Origin of the sequence: Aliivibrio sp. S10_S31 (assembly GCF_014694495.1) — a bacterium.
GTDB lineage: Bacteria > Pseudomonadota > Gammaproteobacteria > Enterobacterales > Vibrionaceae > Aliivibrio > Aliivibrio fischeri.
In genome coordinates, this window is record NZ_JAAUWR010000027.1 from 17,195 (window position 1) to 36,585 (window position 19,391).

Sequence of the window (19,391 nt, forward strand, 5' to 3'; positions counted from 1 at the left end):
ATTAAACGAGCTTAGCCCATAATTACGACAACTTCGTTAATAGAACCTTCGGCTTGAACCGGTACTGAACCCACAACTTCTGTACCATTAAGCGTAATGCTTTGAACCCCTTTACTTACAGAATTCGGGTTTTTCACCTGAATGTTGTAAGTGGCGCCACGCCATTGGCGAGTAACGGTAAATTCAGGCCAGTTTGTTGGAATACATGGATCAATCGTTAATCCATCAAAACCAGTACGAACACCCAAGATAAAGTTAGTTACTGCAAAGTAAGCCCAACCCGATGTTCCAGTTAACCAAGGGTGGTTTGCACGACCATGATCTTGGTGATCTTTACCCATAATGAATTGAACGTATGAGTATGGTTCAGCAATACGTTTTTCAATGATGTCATTTTGGTTATATGGGTTAAGTGCATCGTAGAACTTCATCGCACGGTCACCACGACCAAGTTTCGCTTCTGCTACCCAAGCCCATGGGTTTGGATGAGAGAAGATTGCGCCATTTTCTTTTACGCCTTGATAAACACGAGTAACAAAACCGATATCATCATTTGGTGTTGCAAATGATGGTGAATTTAGGTGAAGACCGTATTCAGAGAATAGGTTTTCATCAACGGCATCCATCGCTTTCTCGCCACGTTCTTGAGACACCGCACCAGAAAGTACCGCTAATGTATTTGATTCAAGATGCACTCGACCTTCGGTTTGTTGTGCTGTACCAATTTTGTCGCCATCTTTTGTTAGGCCACGAATGTACCAACCGCCTTCGTCATCCCAAAGGTGTGTTTCACACGCTTCACGAACATTTGCTGCCATTTCTGTATATTTCGTTACGTCAGCATCGTTATTACGGAATTTAGCTAAATCTAGGAACTCTTGAAGCGCCCAGAAGTGTAAGAATGAAACCATTGATGATTCACCACCACCTAGGTTTAGACAGTCATTCCAGTCAGCTCGTAAACCTTTACAGATACCTGTTTGCCCAACATATTCAGCAGAAAAATCTAGCGCAGCTTTCATGTGTTCGTAAACCGTTGCATCGCCACCATCAGCATATGGGATCACTTCATCAAAGAAAGAATGCTCACCGGTTTCCATTACGTATTTGATAATAGTAGGAACGATCCATAAGTGGTCATCAGAACACGTATCTTCAATACCGTGGATCTTGTCGTCGTCAGATGGTGTTGGAACCACTGTCGGTGATTTAGATGGTTTAACATCTGCTTTTTCTGGATCAAACCAATCTGGATCGAATAGATGTAGACCGTAACCTGCTTTTACTTGTCCGCGTAGTAAATCCACAATACGTTTGCGAGTCATTGCTGGGTTAGCGTGAGGTACAGAAATCGCATCTTGAGCAGTATCACGATAACCAAGACCTGTTCGACCACCAACTTCAATGAAAGAAGCAAAGCGAGACCATACAACACACGTTTCAGCTTGGTATAGCGTCCATGTGTTGATCATTGTATCTAGGCCTTCGTTTGGTGATGATACTTGGAATTTCTCGCAGCGCTCATTCCAGTGATTTTTAATTTCTTGGAATGCCGCATCCACATTTGCCACGTCTTGATATTTTTCACGTAGACGTTCGCCATTACCTTTACCAATACCTAGTACGTAAGCAAAACGCACTTCTTCACCAGGTTGAATTGTGAATTGTTTATGCAGAGAACCACAGTGGTTATAACAAGTTTGCGCTGAGTTTGAACAACGTCCTTTTTCAACGGCAATCGGATTTGCTTCATCACGGTATAGACCTAAGAAGGTATCGCGTTGGCCATCATATGAATCAGGGTCAAACGTTGAAGCTAGGTAGTAGAAGCCTTCAAAGTCATTGGTGTTGTAGTAAAGATCGTATTCAAGTACGCCATTTTTGTATTCTGTACCCGCAGAGTAAAGAGACATCTGGTGGTTTTGATTATCAGATTGAATATGGCTAAATGAAAACTCAACAAATGAGAACGTTGAAATAGTGCGTGGTTTATCGCTCGTGTTTTTAATCACGACATCCCATACTTCAGCATCTTCACCTTTTGGTACGAATAACGTTTTTGTTGCTTCAATACCGTTGTACTCACATTTGAATTTTGAGTAAGAAAGACCGTGGCGAACTTCATAGTTTGCTTCGTCTAAGCTTTTTGCTACTGGTTGCCATGAGATTGACCAGTAATCGCCAGTTTCATCATCACGTAAATAAACATAATGTCCTGGGCGATCAAATGTGCCATTTGGGCGGAACTTAGTAACACGGTTGTACTCTGGAGAGTTATAGAAAGAGTAACCGCCAGCATTGTGAGAAATAACCGTACAGAACTTTTCTGTACCTAAGTAGTTAGTCCATGGTGCTGGTACGTCAGGGCGTGTGATGACATATTCACGATTGTCGTTATCGAAAAAACCGTATTTCATTTTTTTATCCTTAACTAAAATACTAATAAATGGGTGACTTATGGTTGACGGAAATTAATACCCTGACGTGTTAGGGTTGGTAATCGTCCATTTAACCTTGCTAAAAAGTCTGTCCAGTTTCTGTGTTGTTTTTGTGTCCACATTCCTTCAGATATTGCTAAAAGACGTGGGAAAATCATGTAATCCATGCGCTCTTGGTTATTGATGATTTCACACCAAAGTGCACATTGAATTCCGAGAATGCGTTTACGAATAGGGTCGTTATCAGCTAATTCAGCAAGAGGTTCGTAGTTATAAGCCTCTTCAAGAGGAAGAACATTTGCCCAATCTACTCCAGGTTCTTCAGGAGCATAATCTTGTGCCATATCTAAATAGGTGGTTTGACCCGGTTGGAGTACGACATCAAAGCCTTGTTTGGCACAATTTAATGCTGCTTCTTCACTCAACCAAGAGTAAATAACGGTATCTTTGCTGACTTTATTACCATGTTGAGCTTCTTCCCAACCAAGCATTTGTTTGCCTAGTTGTTTTAATTTGTTTTCAGCATGACGAAGTAGATGACCTTGTAGTTCAACAGGGTCGCTATAACCTTGCTCTTCCATCAGTTTTTGACATTTTTCACTATCAGTCCAAACCCCTTTTGGAACTTCATCAGCACCAATATGAACGTATGGAGCTGGGAAAAGAGCGGCAATTTCTTCGAGCACCGTATCAATAAACTGATAGGTACCTTCGATTGCTGGTGATAGCACATTATCTGTGTAGTGTTGAATACTGCGATAAACCGAATTATCGTCAGAATCAATTAACAAATGAGGTAGTGATTTAATAGCTGCACGGCAATGACCTGGAATATCGATTTCAGGTATTACTGTTATTCCACGCTGTTCTGCATAAGCAATGACGTCTTTAATCTCTTCTTGAGAATAATAACCACCATGCTTTTCTGCTATATGAGTGTATTGTGGCTCAATCACTTCTTCTGGCCCACGCCATGCACCAATTTGCGTTAATTCAGGAAAGGCTTTTATTTCTACTCGCCATCCTTCGTCATCCGTTAAATGCCAATGGAAAGTGTTAAATTTATAATGAGCTAATTGATTAATTAAACGTTTTACACGCTCTAGTGGATGGAAGTGTCTTGCACAATCTAGCATCATTCCACGATAGTGAAAGCGTGGTTGGTCTTTGATTTTTGCACACGGGATCAAGTGTGTATTTTCATTTATTAATTGTAAAAGCGTTGCAGATGCGTGAACGAATCCCTCATTAGAGCCTGCTGTAAGAGTGATGATATCTTCAGATACCGAAAGTTGATATGCACCTTTATCTAATGTTGGATTAGCAATGAATTGGATCTGACCTTGTGATTTAATCGGATACTTTAAAGAAGTAATATTTTCTAATTCATCACTTAACCACTGTGCGGCACCTTGTGCTAAATGGGTTTGTGTTTCTAGAGAGATTTTATCTTTTAGATTAAATTGGCCATCAAAACGTTGTACTGATTCTGGTTTTGGAATAAGAGACAGTTCAGAAGGAGCAACTCTAGGGATAGACGTTCTCTCTGAGTATGGTGAAGCCAAAACAATCGGTGAGATCGATACATCTAAAAAATGAGTATTTTTGCCATCATCAACAAAAATAGCGGCATCATCTAAACCATCGGTGATAAAGCGAAAAGGGGCGGTACCAATACTAAATTCAACATAATAGTGATTATTTGCTTTTAGTACTTGGTTGGGATCTGGAGTTAATTTACAAAAACTACCGACTTGTTCTAATGTTCCTTGGGAATTACTTTCAGGTGCAATAAAACGATCAATAGTAAATTGTAATTGCCAATGATGAAGATCCACATCGCTTAAATTATGTAAGGTTAAGCCAAAACGGTTTAACTTTTCTTTGTCTGATAAGACAACAAGGTCTACACGATAATCCATCATCTTTTCCTTATAAAAGACTAGAACAGGTTATGTTCTTTGTTTCTTGCCATCATAATGCCACCTTCAATGGCATCAAATTGCGGCTGTACTAAATATTGACGAATAGAAGGCGATAGCCATTCAACAATGCGTTCACCAATACTTCCCATAAGAGCGATTTTTGTAGCTCCTTTTTTGTTTAGTGCGGTTAGAAACATTTCAATATCGCTTGCTGTTTGTTGCAGCATATCGATAGCAAGCGTGTCTCCTTTTAATGCAAGTTCAAAAATAGCAGGTGAGAACTGACCATAATCACAAGGACGAGCCGTTTTAGACCAATCAACGATACTATCGATATCATTCTCAAAGTGCGCTAATACGTGTTCGGTAAGAGCGGTGGTAGGTTTAATACCATCGGAGGCCAATAGGGTATATTGAATTAAACGAAGTCCCATAATAGCGCCACCGCCTTGATCTGAAATAGGGAACTCGCGCCCACCAACAACATGTTGTTGACCCTTGCTAATATAGATGCCACAAGAGCCTGTGCCTGCGATCATTATCGCGCCATTCTCACCGTTATGAGCTCCTAGACAAGCGCCGTAGGCATCGGTATTAAGAACCATTGAGGCAAAAGGGTGAGCTTGTTGCATAAAGTTATGCCAAGCTGATTTTTGTTCAGCGCCAGCAAGAGCCAAACCAAGGTGCATGCGAGAGAAATCCGCATCCGTTAAATTATGTTGTGCAGCAGCTTGGGTGATGGCGTCAATGATTGAATTCATTGCTACATCAACACCAAGTAGGATATTAGCGCTTCCGCTTTTTGCTTCACCTAATAATTCACCTTGTTCATTGCGAATACGAGCTCGACAAGACGTACCGCCACCATCAATACCGACATATAAATGCGTCATGATTATGCTCCTTGCTCTGAGTAATAAGCGGATTGAGACATAATCGCTAACAGATACCATGCGCCATGAGGGATCCATTGCTCACCCCAACGCCAGTTTTGCAACATATCATCGCCATGTGGTGCAGGATTAAATGCAATATCTTCTTCGTCTTCAAAACCACCAGTAATTCCATTACAAACACCACCTTTGGCATTAAAGAAACCAAGATGAGGAAGGTAATCAGGGTTATTGTGGCCATGACCGTCTAACATACACATGTCATAAGGATTTAGACCTAGCACCCAGTTCAGGTTATGTTGAGCAAATGAGGTTAGTCTTTGTTTTAGCTCGTTAGAGGTTAGGTGTGGTAACACAAGGTAGCTCATACTCGCTAGAGAGCCGAGTCGAGCATTTTCGCCTTGCCACCAGTAACCAGACTCATTGTCGTGAGCAACAAAGAAAGCACTGCGTTTTTGACCATTAACGGCTTTAACGTATTGTCTTGGGTAACCAAATGGATTGAATGTCTCCGATGAAATAGTCAATTCAAATTCAACCGCTTGATTGATCACTAATTGAGTATGAGCTTTGCGGCTATTATCGGTTTCAATCTCTAAGTACTGAGAGAGGGCAATAACAGGAAGGCCTGCTTCTGCTGCGTGAAAATATGGACGTTCGCCATTATCAGTCGCTGACCAGAAGTGTGAGAAATTATCATCACTTTGTTGACGTGCAGAAAGTTTATCGGCCCAGATTCGAGCTTCAATTAAGAAGCTATTTTCTTGTGTTGCTTTAAACAGTTCAATAACAGCAAGAAGAGCACAATATTCATCAATAATGTTTTCTTCGCCATTATTTAAATAACTAAGGTTGTTTTCTTTTAAGTGCCAGTAGCCTTTAGTTGCTGCGGCTAAGTATTCTTCGCGAGTAAATTCGCCATCAAGTGTTAATTGAGATGCAGCGGCAAGAGCAGCGATAGATACGCCACCACCTTGACGAAATCCTGCTTGATAATCATCGGATTTATGACCTTCTTGAGTAGCATAAGCACAAATATCACGTTGATTGATATCTTTACTCCATTTATCAAAGACGGTCATATAAAAGAAACCTGCCGGATTTTGCATTCGAACTAGGAAGTCTGCACCAAATAACGCCTCTTCCGTAAGACGGGTGCGAGAGAAAGCGGCAAAATCCGATAGGTTTTGTGTTAGTTCTAATCCTTTGAGCATATTCCAAACAACCATCGGAATTTGCTGAGGATTAAGGTAATTAGCATAAGATAAGTGACTAAGGTATTTACTCACATCACCGGATGCATCATACCAACCGCCATGAACATCCACGGTTTCGTTGCTATTTAATAAAGGTGCTTGTTTATCTTGTTTATCGAAAACCCCACCACATCGTTGTGATTTGAAATAGTGCATAACATCAGAAAATGTGTGCGCCATTAATAAGTTGGTTTTGATAACAAAAGAGTGAGACATTGCACCTTCGATAACAAGAATGAATTCACCTTCTTCAGTAAAATCAGTAAATGTTATCTCAGCAAAATAACCTTGATGCCAATGAGCGACTTGGTCTGATGAAGAAATAGAAAAACGGTATTTGACCTTTTGTGTTTGAGTACAAACAATATGACCTGATATTGGCTGCGTAAGGGCAGTGGTAGCCAATAATACTGCTGATTTCGGTCCGTTTGTTTCATATCCAATATGGTTAGTTAACAGTTGCATCTATTTCTCCAAAATACCAATTACTGCTGTTCAGAATTACAAATGAAATTAATTTTCGTATAAGTAACAACGAACAAAATGGTTGTCTGACAGTTTTGTTACGCCAGGCATTTGTTCTTTACATTTAGCACTTGCGTGAAGACAGCGGCCAGCAAAAGGGCAGCCTACTGATTCAGGTGTCCATAATGGAATTTCACCTTTGTTGCCTTTTAGTTCTGTATGGATCGACTTACTTGGATCTGGAACTGCTGATACAAGTAGTTGAGTGTATGGGTGTTGTGGATCGTGGATGATCTCATCCGTATCACCCCATTCAACCATGTGACCGACATACATAACCGCAAGATCTTCTGCAATGTAACGTGCAGTTGCGATATCGTGAGTGATATAAAGAAGAGACATTTTTTTCTCGAACTTCATCTCTTCCATTAGGTTTAGAACACCAGCACGAATCGACACATCAAGCATTGAGGTTGGTTCGTCAGCTAATACCACTTCAGCACCAACAGCAATATTTCTTGCAAGGTTTACACGTTGACGTTGGCCACCTGAAAGTTGGTGCGGGAACTTTGCCGCAGTTTCTTTAGGTGGGATCAAGCCAACTTGTTCTAGAAGATCGTAAACGCGCTCTTCTAATTCCTTTTTATTGCCTGGAGTCACTTTCTTATGGATAAGAAGAGGACGAGCAATATGGTGGAAGATGTTGTGAGTAGGGTTTAAAGAACCAAACGGATCTTGCCATACCATTTGAACACCTTCGCGATAAGTCATTAAATCGTTTTTCTTAACGATAGTTTGAATATCACGACCTTTATATTCGATTACACCATCTGTTGGTGCATACATTTTTGCTATCATTTTTGCTGTGGTGGATTTACCTGAACCAGATTCACCTACCACAGAAAGACCACGGCTTTTGTACATTTTGAAAGATACGTCATTAATAGCACGCATCATTGGGTTTTTAAGTGCGTTACTGCTTACAGGGAAATCTTTAACCAGATTTTTACCTTCAATCAGTAATTCGCCAAATTCTTTGCTCATAATTTACTCCAGAAAATCCGTTTTATGCTTTTACTTGTGCAATGGTTTCACCGTAAAGGTGACAGTTTGACAAGTGTCCAGGCTCGATCTGACGAAGCTGTGTTGGAATCGAACGACATGCTTCATGTACACGATCACAGCGAGCTTGGAAGCGACAGCCTTGTGGAACCTCTAGTAAATTTAGAGGGTTCCCTGGGATCCCTGTTAATTTCGTTTTTGGTCCTGTTAACGGTGGGAATGAGCTACCAAGGCCTTTTGTATATGGGTGATAAGGCGAAGTTAAGATTTCTTTAGAAGAAGCTACTTCGATTAATTCACCTGAATACATGATCCCAATACGATCAGAGAACTCAACCATTAACGATAAATCGTGCGTAATAAACAGAATAGAGAAACCAAATTCTTCTTTAAGCGCATAGATTTTTTGTAAGATCTCACGTTGAACAACTACATCAAGAGCGGTAGTTGGTTCATCCATAATGATCATTTTCGGATTTAACGCTAACGCAATTGCAATAACTAAACGTTGACGCATACCACCAGAGAACTGGTGTGGGTAATCAGTCAAACGACTAGGGTGAATATCAACAATTTCAAGTAAACCTTGTGCACGAGAAATTGCTTGCTCACGAGTCATGGTTGTGTGACGCATAATCACATCACAAAATTGTTCTTCCATCGTTAGTACTGGGTTCAATGCGTTCATGGCACTTTGGAATACCATTGACATTTCACTCCAACGGAATGCCTGCATTTGAGCATCGCTGTACTTTAAAATATCTTTACCATCGAAGAACACTTCACCACCGGTAATGAATGCTGGCGGCTTATGCAGGCGCATTAAAGAGAATGCTACGGTTGATTTACCACAACCAGATTCGCCTGCTAGACCAAAGACTTCACCTTTACCAATGTCAAAACTCACATTGTTTACAGCACGTACATCACCAGCGTCAGTAATGTAATCCACACATAGATTGCGGATAGAAATTTGTGGGTCAGTCATATTAATCTTCCCTGTTCCAATTTAATTCTGGTTTACCTAAATCTGGCTTACGTTCTTCAGTGTCTTGAGATGCCATTTTCTTCCAGCGTTTCATACCTTTATGAGAACGTAGTTGAGGGTTAGCAATTTCATCGACCGCAAAGTTAAGCATTGCTAGACCAATTGCGAGTAGCGTCAGAGCCATACAAGGAGCAATCAGTTCCCACCATGCGCCAATTAGAATTGATGATGATGTTTGTACGTTGTAAAGCATGATGCCCCAGCTGATTGTACTTGGGTCACCAAGACCTAAGAACGAGATGGTTGCTTCCATCATGATTGCGTACATCACTGAGCCGATGAAACTTGCACCAACGATAGAGATAAGGTTTGGAAGAATCTCAACAAAGATGATGCGCCATGCTGATTCACCAAGAACTTCTGCGGCCTTAACGAATTCTTTTTCACGTAGTGCTAAGGTTTGAGAACGAATTACACGTGCGCCCCAAGCCCAGGAGGTACAACCGATAATGAGGGCGATGGTCATTGGCCCTGCCTCACCAATAAATGCTGCAAGAACGAATAGTAGTGGATATTGAGGTATAACAAGCATGATGTTCATTGCTGCTGTTAATACATCATCAACTTTACCGCCAAAGTAACCCGCAGAAACACCGATGATGGTTGCTAAGAAACAAACAACAACACCAGCACCAAAGCCAACAGCAAGTGATACGCGTGCACCGTGTGCAAGTTGAGACCAAACGTCACGACCCATACGAGTTGTACCCATTACGTGATCTGCTTTTTTAGACATCAGTAATGTACGGCGATCGGTTGCTAGGTTTTCTGCAACCCAACCTTCAGGGTTATTTTGAGCAGCGTTTACAACAAAGCTTGGGTATTCATGTGGTTTACCAGTACGTTTATCTGGAGCATGGTCGCTAAGAAATGGTGCGAACACAGCAATAAAGATAAACATGAATAGGATACCTAAACCAAACAGAGATTTAGGGTTACCTGAAAGTAGTTTAATTAAGCCTTTCATTATTATTTTCCTCCCTTGCGTAGGCGAGGGTCTAGAACAACGTATAACATGTCAGCAAGAAGGTTAAAGAACAGCATGAACAGAGTCATGATAAGTAGCTGACCTTGAAGAACTTGGTAGTCACGAGAAGTGATTGCGTTAAATAGTACAGAACCAAGACCTGGATAGTTGAAGATGATTTCAACGATTAACTGACCACCAATTGCCATACCTAATGACATTGATAGAGCAGTAACACTTGGAAGCATTGCGTTTCGTGCTGCATAGTTAAATACAACGCGGTTTTCGCTTAAGCCTTTACCTTTAGCCATGGTGATGTAGTCTTCACCAAGTAGGTTAATCATGTTGTTACGCATGTTAATTAGGAAGCCACCAATTTGAACGATAGCTGCACAGAACAGTGGAAGAATAGCGTGATAAGCAACATCTTTAATGAATGCCCAGCTTGTCCAATCTGGAATTGTGCCTGGAGTATATGCGTAGCCTGTAGGGAACCATTTCAAACCGACAGCAAAGGTAAACATAGCTAACATTGCAATAACGACTTGAGGTACAGCTTGGATAACCAACATCCCTGGAGAGATGAATGTATCGTAAGCACTACCGCGTTTCCATGCTGCAAAGATGCCAAGAATAGAACCTAGAGAGAATGATAAAATTACCGCAGTACCTGCTAGGAATAATGACCAACCAAATGCACCACCAAGTAAATCATTTACACTTAGCGGATAGAATTTGATAGAAGTACCTAATTCCCAAGTTAGGATGTTTTTGATGTAGATAAAGTATTGCTCATATAGAGGGCCATCAACAAAGCCAAGCAATTGTTTCATTGCTTCAATACGCTCAGGAGTTACCTGAGTGGTTGCATTAGCGAACATCATGGTAACTGGGTCACCAGGCATTGCTCGCGGAATGATAAAGTTAATCGTTGCAGCAACGACCAACGCAATAAAATAGAACGATAAACGTCTTAGAAAAAATCCCATAACTCACACCTTACTCATCCAGATATTGTTTGCCTGACCTGGAAATCAGGACATAAAATCCCCTGACGACGAGCGCCATTCCTTTAGCTAGTAGGGAAGGGGGGGGAATAGGCGGTGCACAAAGGGTGCACCGCAAAGACAGTTACATATTACTTAACAGGTTTTAGGTCAAGAACGTGTAGAAGACGCTCAGGGATACCAGCCCAGATGTTTGGACGGCCCTTAGGATTCTTCTCGTTCCACCAACCGCTGAAGCGTTTTGTGTTGTATTGGTACATGTAAGCACCAGACATCACAGGGATTGTTACTTGGTTTTCAGCGATGATTTTCTGAATGCCATGAGCGATTTCTAATTGCTCATCACGGTCAGCTGTTTTGTAGAAGCTATCAAGTAGAGCATCAAGTTTCGCATCTTTGAAGTAGTGCATTGCGAAACGAGGCATACCATCACCTTCTTGAAGTGCTGAGTTGTAAGCACTGTTCCAGTATAGGTGTGGATCGGCACCGTGGAAGTAGTTTGTGTAAGCTACATCATAAGTACCTTCTAGCATTGCTTGGTTGTATACCGCGAACTCAGGAGTACGAGCTTTCGCTTTGATACCAACTTCATCTAATTGCTCTACAGCAAGTTGAACTGTGTTGTTAAAGTCAGTCCAGCCGTTTGGAGATTGGATTAGAAGCTCGAAAGGCTTACCTGATGGAGTATCAACATACCCATCGCCGTTTACGTCTTTAAAGCCAGCTTTAGCTAGTTGCTTTTTAGCGCCTTCAACGTTGTATGTGTTGAATTTCTTGTACTTGTTGTGAGTACCTTCATCAGACCAAGCTTCAAATGCATAGCCAAGACCAGATGCGAAATCATTCACAGTACCGCCGCCGTAGAATGCGATATCAATGATTGTTTGACGGTCAAGAGCCATACCCATAGCGCGACGGAACTCAACGTTTGTTAACGCTTCGTTTTTAGCTGCATCAGGGTTTTTGAAGTTAACCATGAATGCTTGTGTACCTGATGGCGGGTACCAGTATTGGTGGTTAGGACTTGCTGAAGCGTATGTACGATCGATATCTGGAACGAAAGAAGAAGTCCAGTCTAGTTCAGAGTTAACAATCTTACCTAGTAATTGGTCGTTGTTTGCGATTTGAGGTACACGTAAACAGTCCACATCTAGGTTATCGTTATCCCAGTAGTTAGGGTTACGACACTGAATGTAAAGTTGAGGTGTAAAAGTATCGATCTCAGTAAATGGACCTGTACCTACTGGGTTTTCATTTGTAAATGTTGTTGGATCTTTCACTTTAGACCAAATGTGCTCAGCAACGATTGGAACTAGTGAAATTTCGTATGGAACGTTTGAGTTAGCTTCAGATAGGCTGAATTTAACTTGGTATTCATTTACACGTTCAACGTTTGTAACCCACTTATTGATACCACGCTGATCAAGCTCAGGCTTATCTTTTAGTAGTTTATAAGAGTAAATTACGTCGTCAGCTGTGAATTTCTCACCATCAGACCATTTAACACCTTTACGAATGTCAAAAGTTACACTCATAAGGTCATCAGACATACGGAAATCTTCCGCAAGACGCATAACTGGTTTGTTACCATGCATTTCATTAAAGATAACTAGTGGTTCGTAAACAAAATCAGTTGTTGTACGAAGGTTAGTTGCAAGGTATGGGTTAAAGTTTTGGATCATTGTAGGGTAGAAATCTGGTACCACTGTTAGCTCACTTCGTGCCGCTGCATCTGTAGCTGCAAAACCCGTTGTTGCTGCAAGTACTGCAGCAGCTAATGTAGTTTTTTTAATATTGGCAAGCATAGCTGTTCCTTACTCTTTGCTTTAGTTTCACGATATATACGTCTTTATCAATTTGATAAACACACATTAAAGGCTTACCTCAAATCCATTTTTCCAAATTGCCTTTCTAATGGTTTTTGAGTGGTCTGTAGGCCTTGGGCATGTATAGGAAACCGTTTTCGGCTCAAAACGTCAATTTGGATTACCGTTAAAAACGGCAAAATAACTTTTTTTAACGTCAAAAACGTTATTTTCTGTAATTGTGTGTGTTTTTTACTCTATTTTAGTGGTGTGACCTTTATCTCATATACGTCGTTCCGTATGTTATTAAGTTAGTGATTACTTACTGTTTTAGCCTTTATAATTATACTTTCTTTTTCCTTGTTCTATAGTGGTGACCTTGATCACCTGTGATCTCTATCGTTAATTTTATCGCTAAAATTATTGGACAAGGTTTGTTGTGAGTCGCTTCTCATAATTATGACAAATATATAATAGATGAGTTTTTTCCACTAAAAAATAGCTAAATACAGTCAAATTACTGTGCTGATTAAGTGCTTTTTTTGAACCGTGAATTTGGTTGTGGTGAAAAAAAAGCCCGTAAATATTACGGGCTTTTAGGTTGAGTTACGATGGTGAATATTAGTTGTTGGATATGAGTATTTGTAGTTTATCTTTAATTCTAACTAGTTTGTCACGTTGGTCATTGTATTGCTCACAATGTTCTAAAATGTACTCTAAAGTACTAATTACGGTTCTCCAGCGTGGTGTTTTCGGCAGGGTTTCTACTCGTAAGTATTTATCAAGTGTACGTGTTTGTAGTGTGCTTCTATCTAAATACACTCGCCATAATCCACTCTCTTCTGCGAGAGTGTATTTGGTTTGCCCTGTGGACTCTTCCCAATAAGAAAGGCCTGAGATCATGCCGTCAACAATGAGCTCTCGCATGATGGTGCCTTTATCTTCTTTATTTTCATTAGCCTTAGTGGCTAGTTGCGCAATATCTCCACCAACTAACGATAGCGAGTTTAGTTTTTGTTTATCGCCTTCGAATGCAAATGCAGATAGTGCTTCTACTGCACTTTCTAAGTCATGAATTCGTTGTTCGCTTGCCTCGTGTTTATGGCTAACTACAAGAATAAGAGATAACCCTGACTCTGCAGGAAGATGTAATAAATCAGCGTTTATTTGTGTTATTTCACCATCAATATAAACATCAATATTGCCACGGTGATTTTGTTTACTTTCAATAAGGCTGCGTTTAGCGATTAACTCATCAATAGAGTAACGTGAAAGTTGTTCTTCTGTTCTTTGAAATAGTTTCGCTGCAGAGTTATTTACATACTTAATTTTTCCATCACTCTTGGCACATATAATGGCCTCTTGTGCATGGTTAAGTTGCTCTAATATATGAGCTTGTGTCTCGAGCAAACTGGCTTCCACTTTTTCTCTATGGCGAATTTCTTGCTGTAGGCGATCATTTTCACTTAAAAATAGTTCAGCCTTACTTGCTTTAAGATGCGCTTTTATTCGAGCTGCTAGTTCTTGTTTATTAAAAGGCTTACTTAAATAGTCGTTAGCGCCTGACTCAAAACCTCGAATCCTATCTTGAGTTTGATTTAAGGCCGTTAACATAATAATAGGCAGTTGAGAGTGGCTATAAGTCTCTCTTAATGATTGGCATACTTCATAGCCGCTCATTCCAGGCATCATGACATCAAGCAATAATAATTCAGGCTTTTCTTCTTCAAATACTTTTAATGTTTCAGGTCCATCATTAGCTACTTTCACTCGGTAGCCTTCGAGTTTTAAGAAACTAGTAAGTACTTGTAGATTAACGGGCTCATCATCCGCAACTAATAAAAGTGGACCCTCAGGGTTTTCTGGTAATTCCTCATCAATCTCATCTAAATTATATTCAAGTTTTTCAGGTGTTTGATAGTGAGTAATACCTTCTTGAGCAAGCAATTTGTGTTGTTGAATTTGTTCTTTAGTTGCAAGAGGAAGGGTAAAGCTAAATGTCGCTCCTACCATTGGTTGGCTACTTACATATAAAGAGCCACCCATTAATTCAATTAATTGTCGACTGATTGATAAACCAAGACCTGAGCCTTGACGATAGCGGTTTGAATCATGACCTGCTTGAATTAATGGTTCGAAAATATGTTCTAATTCATCTGCCGGAATTCCGTGCCCAGTGTCTACGACCTGAACTCGCAAGAATTGATCTACAACACTTGCTGAAATAACAATTTTACCTTCTGATGTATATTTAATCGCATTGCCAATAAGATTATAAAGAACCTGTTCAAGTCGTTGCTCATCGACAAAAACAACAGGTAATGATTTATCTACTTGGTTAATAATGCGAATGGATTTATTTCCAAGAAGGTGTTGTGATAACTCCAGAACTAAACTGGTTGCTGAGGATAGATCGGTAACATGCTTATTTATATCAAGGTTACCATGACGCATTTTATGATAATCAAGTAGGTCATTAACCAGACTTGTTAAGCGTTGACCACTATTTATAATTATCTCCAATTGATGGCGGTGAGATGCCGATATTGGACCGTTGGCTCCTGTATATAAGGCTTCTGCGATGCCAACCATACCATGTAGTGGTGTTCTTAACTCATGCGATGTGGTTGCTAAGAATTCATCTTTTAATTTATCAGCAGCTTCCAGTTCATTGTTCTTTAATTGAATGGTAGCTAAGTTAGCTTCAAGTTCTTCATTTTGATCTTTAATTAGTTGGATTTTTTCTCTTATTGAGCGTTGCATTCGTGCAAAACTAACTGCTAAGCGACCAATTTCATCTTTTCTATCCGTGCTGATCATCTCCTGATCAAGATCACCAGCAGATACTCGTTCTGCCGCCCATGTTAAGCGTAAAAGTGGCGCTGTGATTGAGTTAGATAAGAAATGCGAAGCAATAACAACACAGACAATGGCTATTATCATTGCAATAACAAAGATTTGCTCAAGTTGTTGAATGCGAGCAAAAGCCTCTTTTTCTGGAAGTTCAAGTGATAGTCCCCATAAATGTCCATCAACATTAATAGAAGTAAATGCGGCAAGCACTTTTTCTCCGTGCTTATCAATAAAGCTACCGACATTTGATTCACCTGATAGCGCCAACTTCATATTTTCAGAGAGGTTTTTTTCAATGTCTTCATTGCTGATACGGGAATAAGAGTCTTGGCCTACAAAGTAGGTTTTGATGGAACTTGTATCAGTATTATCTCCAATCAATTCAATTAGACCTGTATTTGGTAATTTGAATAGAGCAAAACTATGTAAGTAACCTTGCTGTACTATTGGAGCTGCAAACCATGCTACCGTTTCGTTATTTATGGTATTGAAATCAGAAAAAATGATAGGAATATTATCTTCGCTCTCAGGCTTTTTCATTAATGTTCGGATCTTTTTATATGTATCCGCTAACGTACTGTCTTTGTACTTACCTGTTAATAAATTCGTACCATAATTGTCTTCTTTGGCTTTGGAATACACAACGTTGCCATTAATATCAACTAATAGAACGTCACTAAAGTCTGAACGTTTTAAGAGTTCTAAATATGCCCAATGGTAACGTTTATGTAAAAGACGGTAGCGTTCACTACCAATATAAGAGTCTGATTCAGGAAGAACACTGGTTCTAATTTTATCACCAGAGCCTGTGATATATCGCAGTTGTGCGTTTTTACGAGCGTCTTCTATGGATGTACCTAAGTGTGGAAACGCACTAACTAAACCATAAAATCGACCACCACTTGCATTAGCTAGCTCAGAGCGAGCAAATCCTAATACTTCGGACTTACGCCCTTTAAAGTAATTTGTAATTTGTTGTTCTTTGTTATCTCGTAATGACACAAGATGCGCGGTACTTTGTGTTGCAAGATCTTGGCTGTGAGAGTGAAGAAAGAAAATTGCAATAAGTGACAATGGCGTTATGCTTAAAACAAGAAACGCAATCATCAACGTATTTTGTAGACGTTTAAAGTGTTGTTTTTTATCCATTTGAAGGCCTAGTCCACACTGTTATCCATTCAGCGAAATTGACATATTTAACGTGTCAGTAAGTTTTATTGAGTTTGATTTTAACGAGAAACTCTGCTGCTTCTTATACTTAATTCATGTTAAAAATCAAGCAGCAGAGTGATAAAGTGCGGCGGGAGGCAAGAATTATTTTTGAGCTGAATAGATCTTAAATTTGTTATTTTTAGCTAATGTTAGGCACTCACCAAATGCTTTTTCAATGATTGGTGGGTACTGTAAAAAGCTATTGGCCACTAAAATTAATTGCCCTTCATGGGTTAAATTTTGTGGTGCTTTTTCTAATAGCTCTTCTGTTGAAGAATAATGTGTTTTAAGACCTGCATGGAAAGGAGGATTACTGACAATAAATTGGTAATTCTCTTTAGTATCTGAATACACATCACTTGCAAATACACAGCCTTCAAGGTTATTGGCTTTTAACGTTTCAATAGAAGAGGCTATAGCAAGCGCACTGATATCAACCATATCTAAGTGAATTTTAGGATTGATTGTTTTCATTACCGAACCAATAACACCAGCACCACATCCAAAATCAAGTACATGGCCTCGTAGTGCGGGTAAGGTTTGTAGTAAAAGCTCAGAGCCTTTATCAAATTCGCCGTGGCTGAATACACCAGGTAAGCTTCTTACTTCGATAGTGTGGTTTTCAAATTCAACTTGGTATTCTTTAAACCAATCTTGCTGATTGAATGTTGGCGCTTCTTCAGTACACTGACCCCAATAAAAGCTACAACGACGAGCTGAATCAAATTTATTTATCGGACCAAAATCAGCAAACATTTTTTCAATGCTTTTTACACCACTTCGGTTTTCACCAACAACAACAATTTCCGTGCTTTTGCCCAGTTTTGCTAACAGCATCGTTAGTAAGTATTCTGCTTCTGCTTTTGCTTTAGGCCAGTAGAGTAAAATCATATCGGCATTGGTTGTTTCTGTTAATTCAGAACCAAAATAGCAGTGAATAGAATCATGCTCAGCAAATTGCTTATAGTATGAATAGTTAGTCGTGAAAATTGAGGTTGATTCACAATGCTTTGCTAGCTCAAAAGGAAAGTCATCGATTAACTCACCAGCAATGAGAACATGCTTGCCTTCAAAATAAGCAAGTTGGCGTTGAGTAATTTGACTTGGTGCAGAGTAAGACATTATGGCCTCGAAATAATATAAAAACTGGCAGGATTGTCCCACAAAGTGATAGGAAGGAAAAGAAAAGGCCACTGAAGATGATGAAAAATCAGTGGCCTTAAATGGTTTTAAATCGCTTTAGTTCTTATCTTGTTGATCTAAAAAAGTCTTAAATTCAGTTTCGTACATATTAAATAAAACTAATGTTAGAGCAAAAATGATTGGACCATAAATTAATCCAATTAAACCATAAAGCTGTATACCACCTAATAATGAGAAGAAAATCAGTAAGGTATTCATACCAGAGTTTCCTTGCATTAAGAGTGGTCGTACGATGTTATCAATAGATCCTACAACTAATACGCCCCATGCAGTTAAGAAGATGGCCCATTCCCATTGATTAGTAAGCAATAGATAAATGGTTGCTGGAACCCAAATTAAAGCGGTTCCTACAACTGGAATAAATGAAGCAAACCCCATCATTGTTCCCCAAAATAGACCAGGGAACCCTGCAAGCCACATAGCAAAACCACCGGCAATACCTTGTGCTATTGCTGTCAAAAATGAACCAAGAACTGCTGATTTCGAGACTTGTTCAATTTCATCTAATAAACGATCTTCTTGGCTGCGTGAAAGAGGTAATACATGGCGAAATGCTGAAATGATTTTGTCTTGGTCACGAAGTAAAAAGAACAAAACGAATAACATTAAAAAGAAATTCATTAGAACATTAGTTACATCACCAACAATTTGAGCGCTCATTCCAACAATTCGAGTGCCTATTTGCGATGCAAGTTGCGCCACTTTTTGAGTGACCTCTGCAGGATCTATGGCATCAAAAGGTAGGTATTTATTAATAAAAGATAACGCTTTTGCGACAAACGGGTGTTGGAATAAGGTTTGTATTCCACCATCAATAACCCAGTGGTAAGCGTCTTTTGAGAATGTTGCACCTTGTTGAACAATGGCAATAAAAACAAAGAATAGAGGAATAGCAATAATAAAAGTTAACGCCATACAAGAAAGTATTGCAGCACTATTTGGGCTGTTAGGGAGTCGGTCACTGATTTTATTATGTAAAGGTGCAAATAATAACGACATAATAAAAGCAAGAATGATTGGGTTTAAGTAGGGTTCAATTAAAAGGAAGCATGCGTAACCAGCAGCAAGCAAAGCAGCAATTAAAACCCAATGACTGGAGTTCAGTTTATTGAAATGAGACACATTATTCCCTTATGATGCGATTATCGGTTTATAAAATTAAGATGATAGCAATTTAGATAGTTATATAGCTAGTTGATCATCATAGCAAGATTAATGGAGAGTAACGATGGGCTGTTGTGATAAAGAGACATGCGC

The 19,391-nt window shown here is 39.7% G+C and carries 12 protein-coding genes; all 12 read right to left on the reverse strand.

The genetic code is table 11. The features are described from left to right. Positions 1-11: 11 nt before the first annotated feature. The 12 genes from HC728_RS18055 to HC728_RS18110 all read right to left on the reverse strand — a co-directional run bounded on the left by HC728_RS18055 (position 12) and on the right by HC728_RS18110 (position 19,256). Positions 12-2,417, reverse strand: coding sequence for a GH36-type glycosyl hydrolase domain-containing protein (locus HC728_RS18055; protein ID WP_063650479.1), 2,406 nt, complete (start codon positions 2,415-2,417; stop codon positions 12-14). Between the two features lie 38 nt (positions 2,418-2,455). Next, complete coding sequence (locus tag HC728_RS18060; RefSeq protein WP_190395848.1) at positions 2,456-4,360, reverse strand: beta-N-acetylhexosaminidase; 1,905 nt, start codon at positions 4,358-4,360, stop codon at positions 2,456-2,458. A gap of 20 nt (positions 4,361-4,380) precedes the next feature. Further along, positions 4,381-5,256 (reverse strand): N-acetylglucosamine kinase, encoded by an 876-nt coding sequence (locus HC728_RS18065; RefSeq protein ID WP_190395849.1) that lies wholly within the window; start codon positions 5,254-5,256, stop codon positions 4,381-4,383. Between the two features lie 2 nt (positions 5,257-5,258). After that, on the reverse strand, positions 5,259-6,977 hold the full coding sequence (locus HC728_RS18070) for a glycoside hydrolase family 9 protein (protein ID WP_190395850.1): 1,719 nt from the start codon (positions 6,975-6,977) through the stop codon (positions 5,259-5,261). A 48-nt stretch (positions 6,978-7,025) separates the two neighbouring features. Next, complete coding sequence (locus HC728_RS18075) at positions 7,026-8,021, reverse strand: ABC transporter ATP-binding protein (protein ID WP_005420816.1); 996 nt, start codon at positions 8,019-8,021, stop codon at positions 7,026-7,028. 22 nt (positions 8,022-8,043) lie between these two features. After that, positions 8,044-9,027, reverse strand: coding sequence for an ABC transporter ATP-binding protein (locus HC728_RS18080; protein ID WP_005420813.1), 984 nt, complete (start codon positions 9,025-9,027; stop codon positions 8,044-8,046). A gap of 1 nt (position 9,028) precedes the next feature. Further along, on the reverse strand, positions 9,029-10,054 hold the full coding sequence (locus HC728_RS18085; protein ID WP_065595746.1) for an ABC transporter permease: 1,026 nt from the start codon (positions 10,052-10,054) through the stop codon (positions 9,029-9,031). A 2-nt stretch (positions 10,055-10,056) separates the two neighbouring features. Next, a complete protein-coding gene (locus tag HC728_RS18090; RefSeq protein WP_005420809.1) occupies positions 10,057-11,043 on the reverse strand; it encodes an ABC transporter permease in 987 nt (328 codons plus the stop codon). A 149-nt stretch (positions 11,044-11,192) separates the two neighbouring features. Then, positions 11,193-12,866: an ABC transporter substrate-binding protein gene (locus HC728_RS18095; RefSeq protein ID WP_005420807.1), complete on the reverse strand. Its 1,674-nt coding sequence runs from the start codon at positions 12,864-12,866 to the stop codon at positions 11,193-11,195. Between the two features lie 621 nt (positions 12,867-13,487). Beyond that, complete coding sequence (locus HC728_RS18100; protein WP_017019174.1) at positions 13,488-16,868, reverse strand: response regulator; 3,381 nt, start codon at positions 16,866-16,868, stop codon at positions 13,488-13,490. A gap of 165 nt (positions 16,869-17,033) precedes the next feature. Continuing rightward, the gene (gene rsmC / locus HC728_RS18105) at positions 17,034-18,053 is read right to left on the reverse strand and encodes a 16S rRNA (guanine(1207)-N(2))-methyltransferase RsmC (RefSeq protein ID WP_012533401.1); all 1,020 of its coding nucleotides are present in this window, start codon (positions 18,051-18,053) and stop codon (positions 17,034-17,036) included. A gap of 117 nt (positions 18,054-18,170) precedes the next feature. Next, on the reverse strand, positions 18,171-19,256 hold the full coding sequence (locus tag HC728_RS18110) for an AI-2E family transporter (RefSeq protein WP_012533785.1): 1,086 nt from the start codon (positions 19,254-19,256) through the stop codon (positions 18,171-18,173). Positions 19,257-19,391: the final 135 nt, after the last annotated feature.

Bases quoted from the DNA above. Each gene is read 5' to 3' on its own strand.
- HC728_RS18055 (WP_063650479.1), bottom strand. From the start codon at position 2,417: ATGAAATACGGTTTTTTCGATAACGACAATCGTGAATATGTCATCACA.
- HC728_RS18060 (WP_190395848.1), bottom strand. From the start codon at position 4,360: ATGGATTATCGTGTAGACCTTGTTGTCTTATCAGACAAAGAAAAGTTA.
- HC728_RS18065 (WP_190395849.1), bottom strand. From the start codon at position 5,256: ATGACGCATTTATATGTCGGTATTGATGGTGGCGGTACGTCTTGTCGA.
- HC728_RS18070 (WP_190395850.1), bottom strand. From the start codon at position 6,977: ATGCAACTGTTAACTAACCATATTGGATATGAAACAAACGGACCGAAA.
- HC728_RS18075 (WP_005420816.1), bottom strand. From the start codon at position 8,021: ATGAGCAAAGAATTTGGCGAATTACTGATTGAAGGTAAAAATCTGGTT.
- HC728_RS18080 (WP_005420813.1), bottom strand. From the start codon at position 9,027: ATGACTGACCCACAAATTTCTATCCGCAATCTATGTGTGGATTACATT.
- HC728_RS18085 (WP_065595746.1), bottom strand. From the start codon at position 10,054: ATGAAAGGCTTAATTAAACTACTTTCAGGTAACCCTAAATCTCTGTTT.
- HC728_RS18090 (WP_005420809.1), bottom strand. From the start codon at position 11,043: ATGGGATTTTTTCTAAGACGTTTATCGTTCTATTTTATTGCGTTGGTC.
- HC728_RS18095 (WP_005420807.1), bottom strand. From the start codon at position 12,866: ATGCTTGCCAATATTAAAAAAACTACATTAGCTGCTGCAGTACTTGCA.
- HC728_RS18100 (WP_017019174.1), bottom strand. From the start codon at position 16,868: ATGGATAAAAAACAACACTTTAAACGTCTACAAAATACGTTGATGATT.
- rsmC (WP_012533401.1), bottom strand. From the start codon at position 18,053: ATGTCTTACTCTGCACCAAGTCAAATTACTCAACGCCAACTTGCTTAT.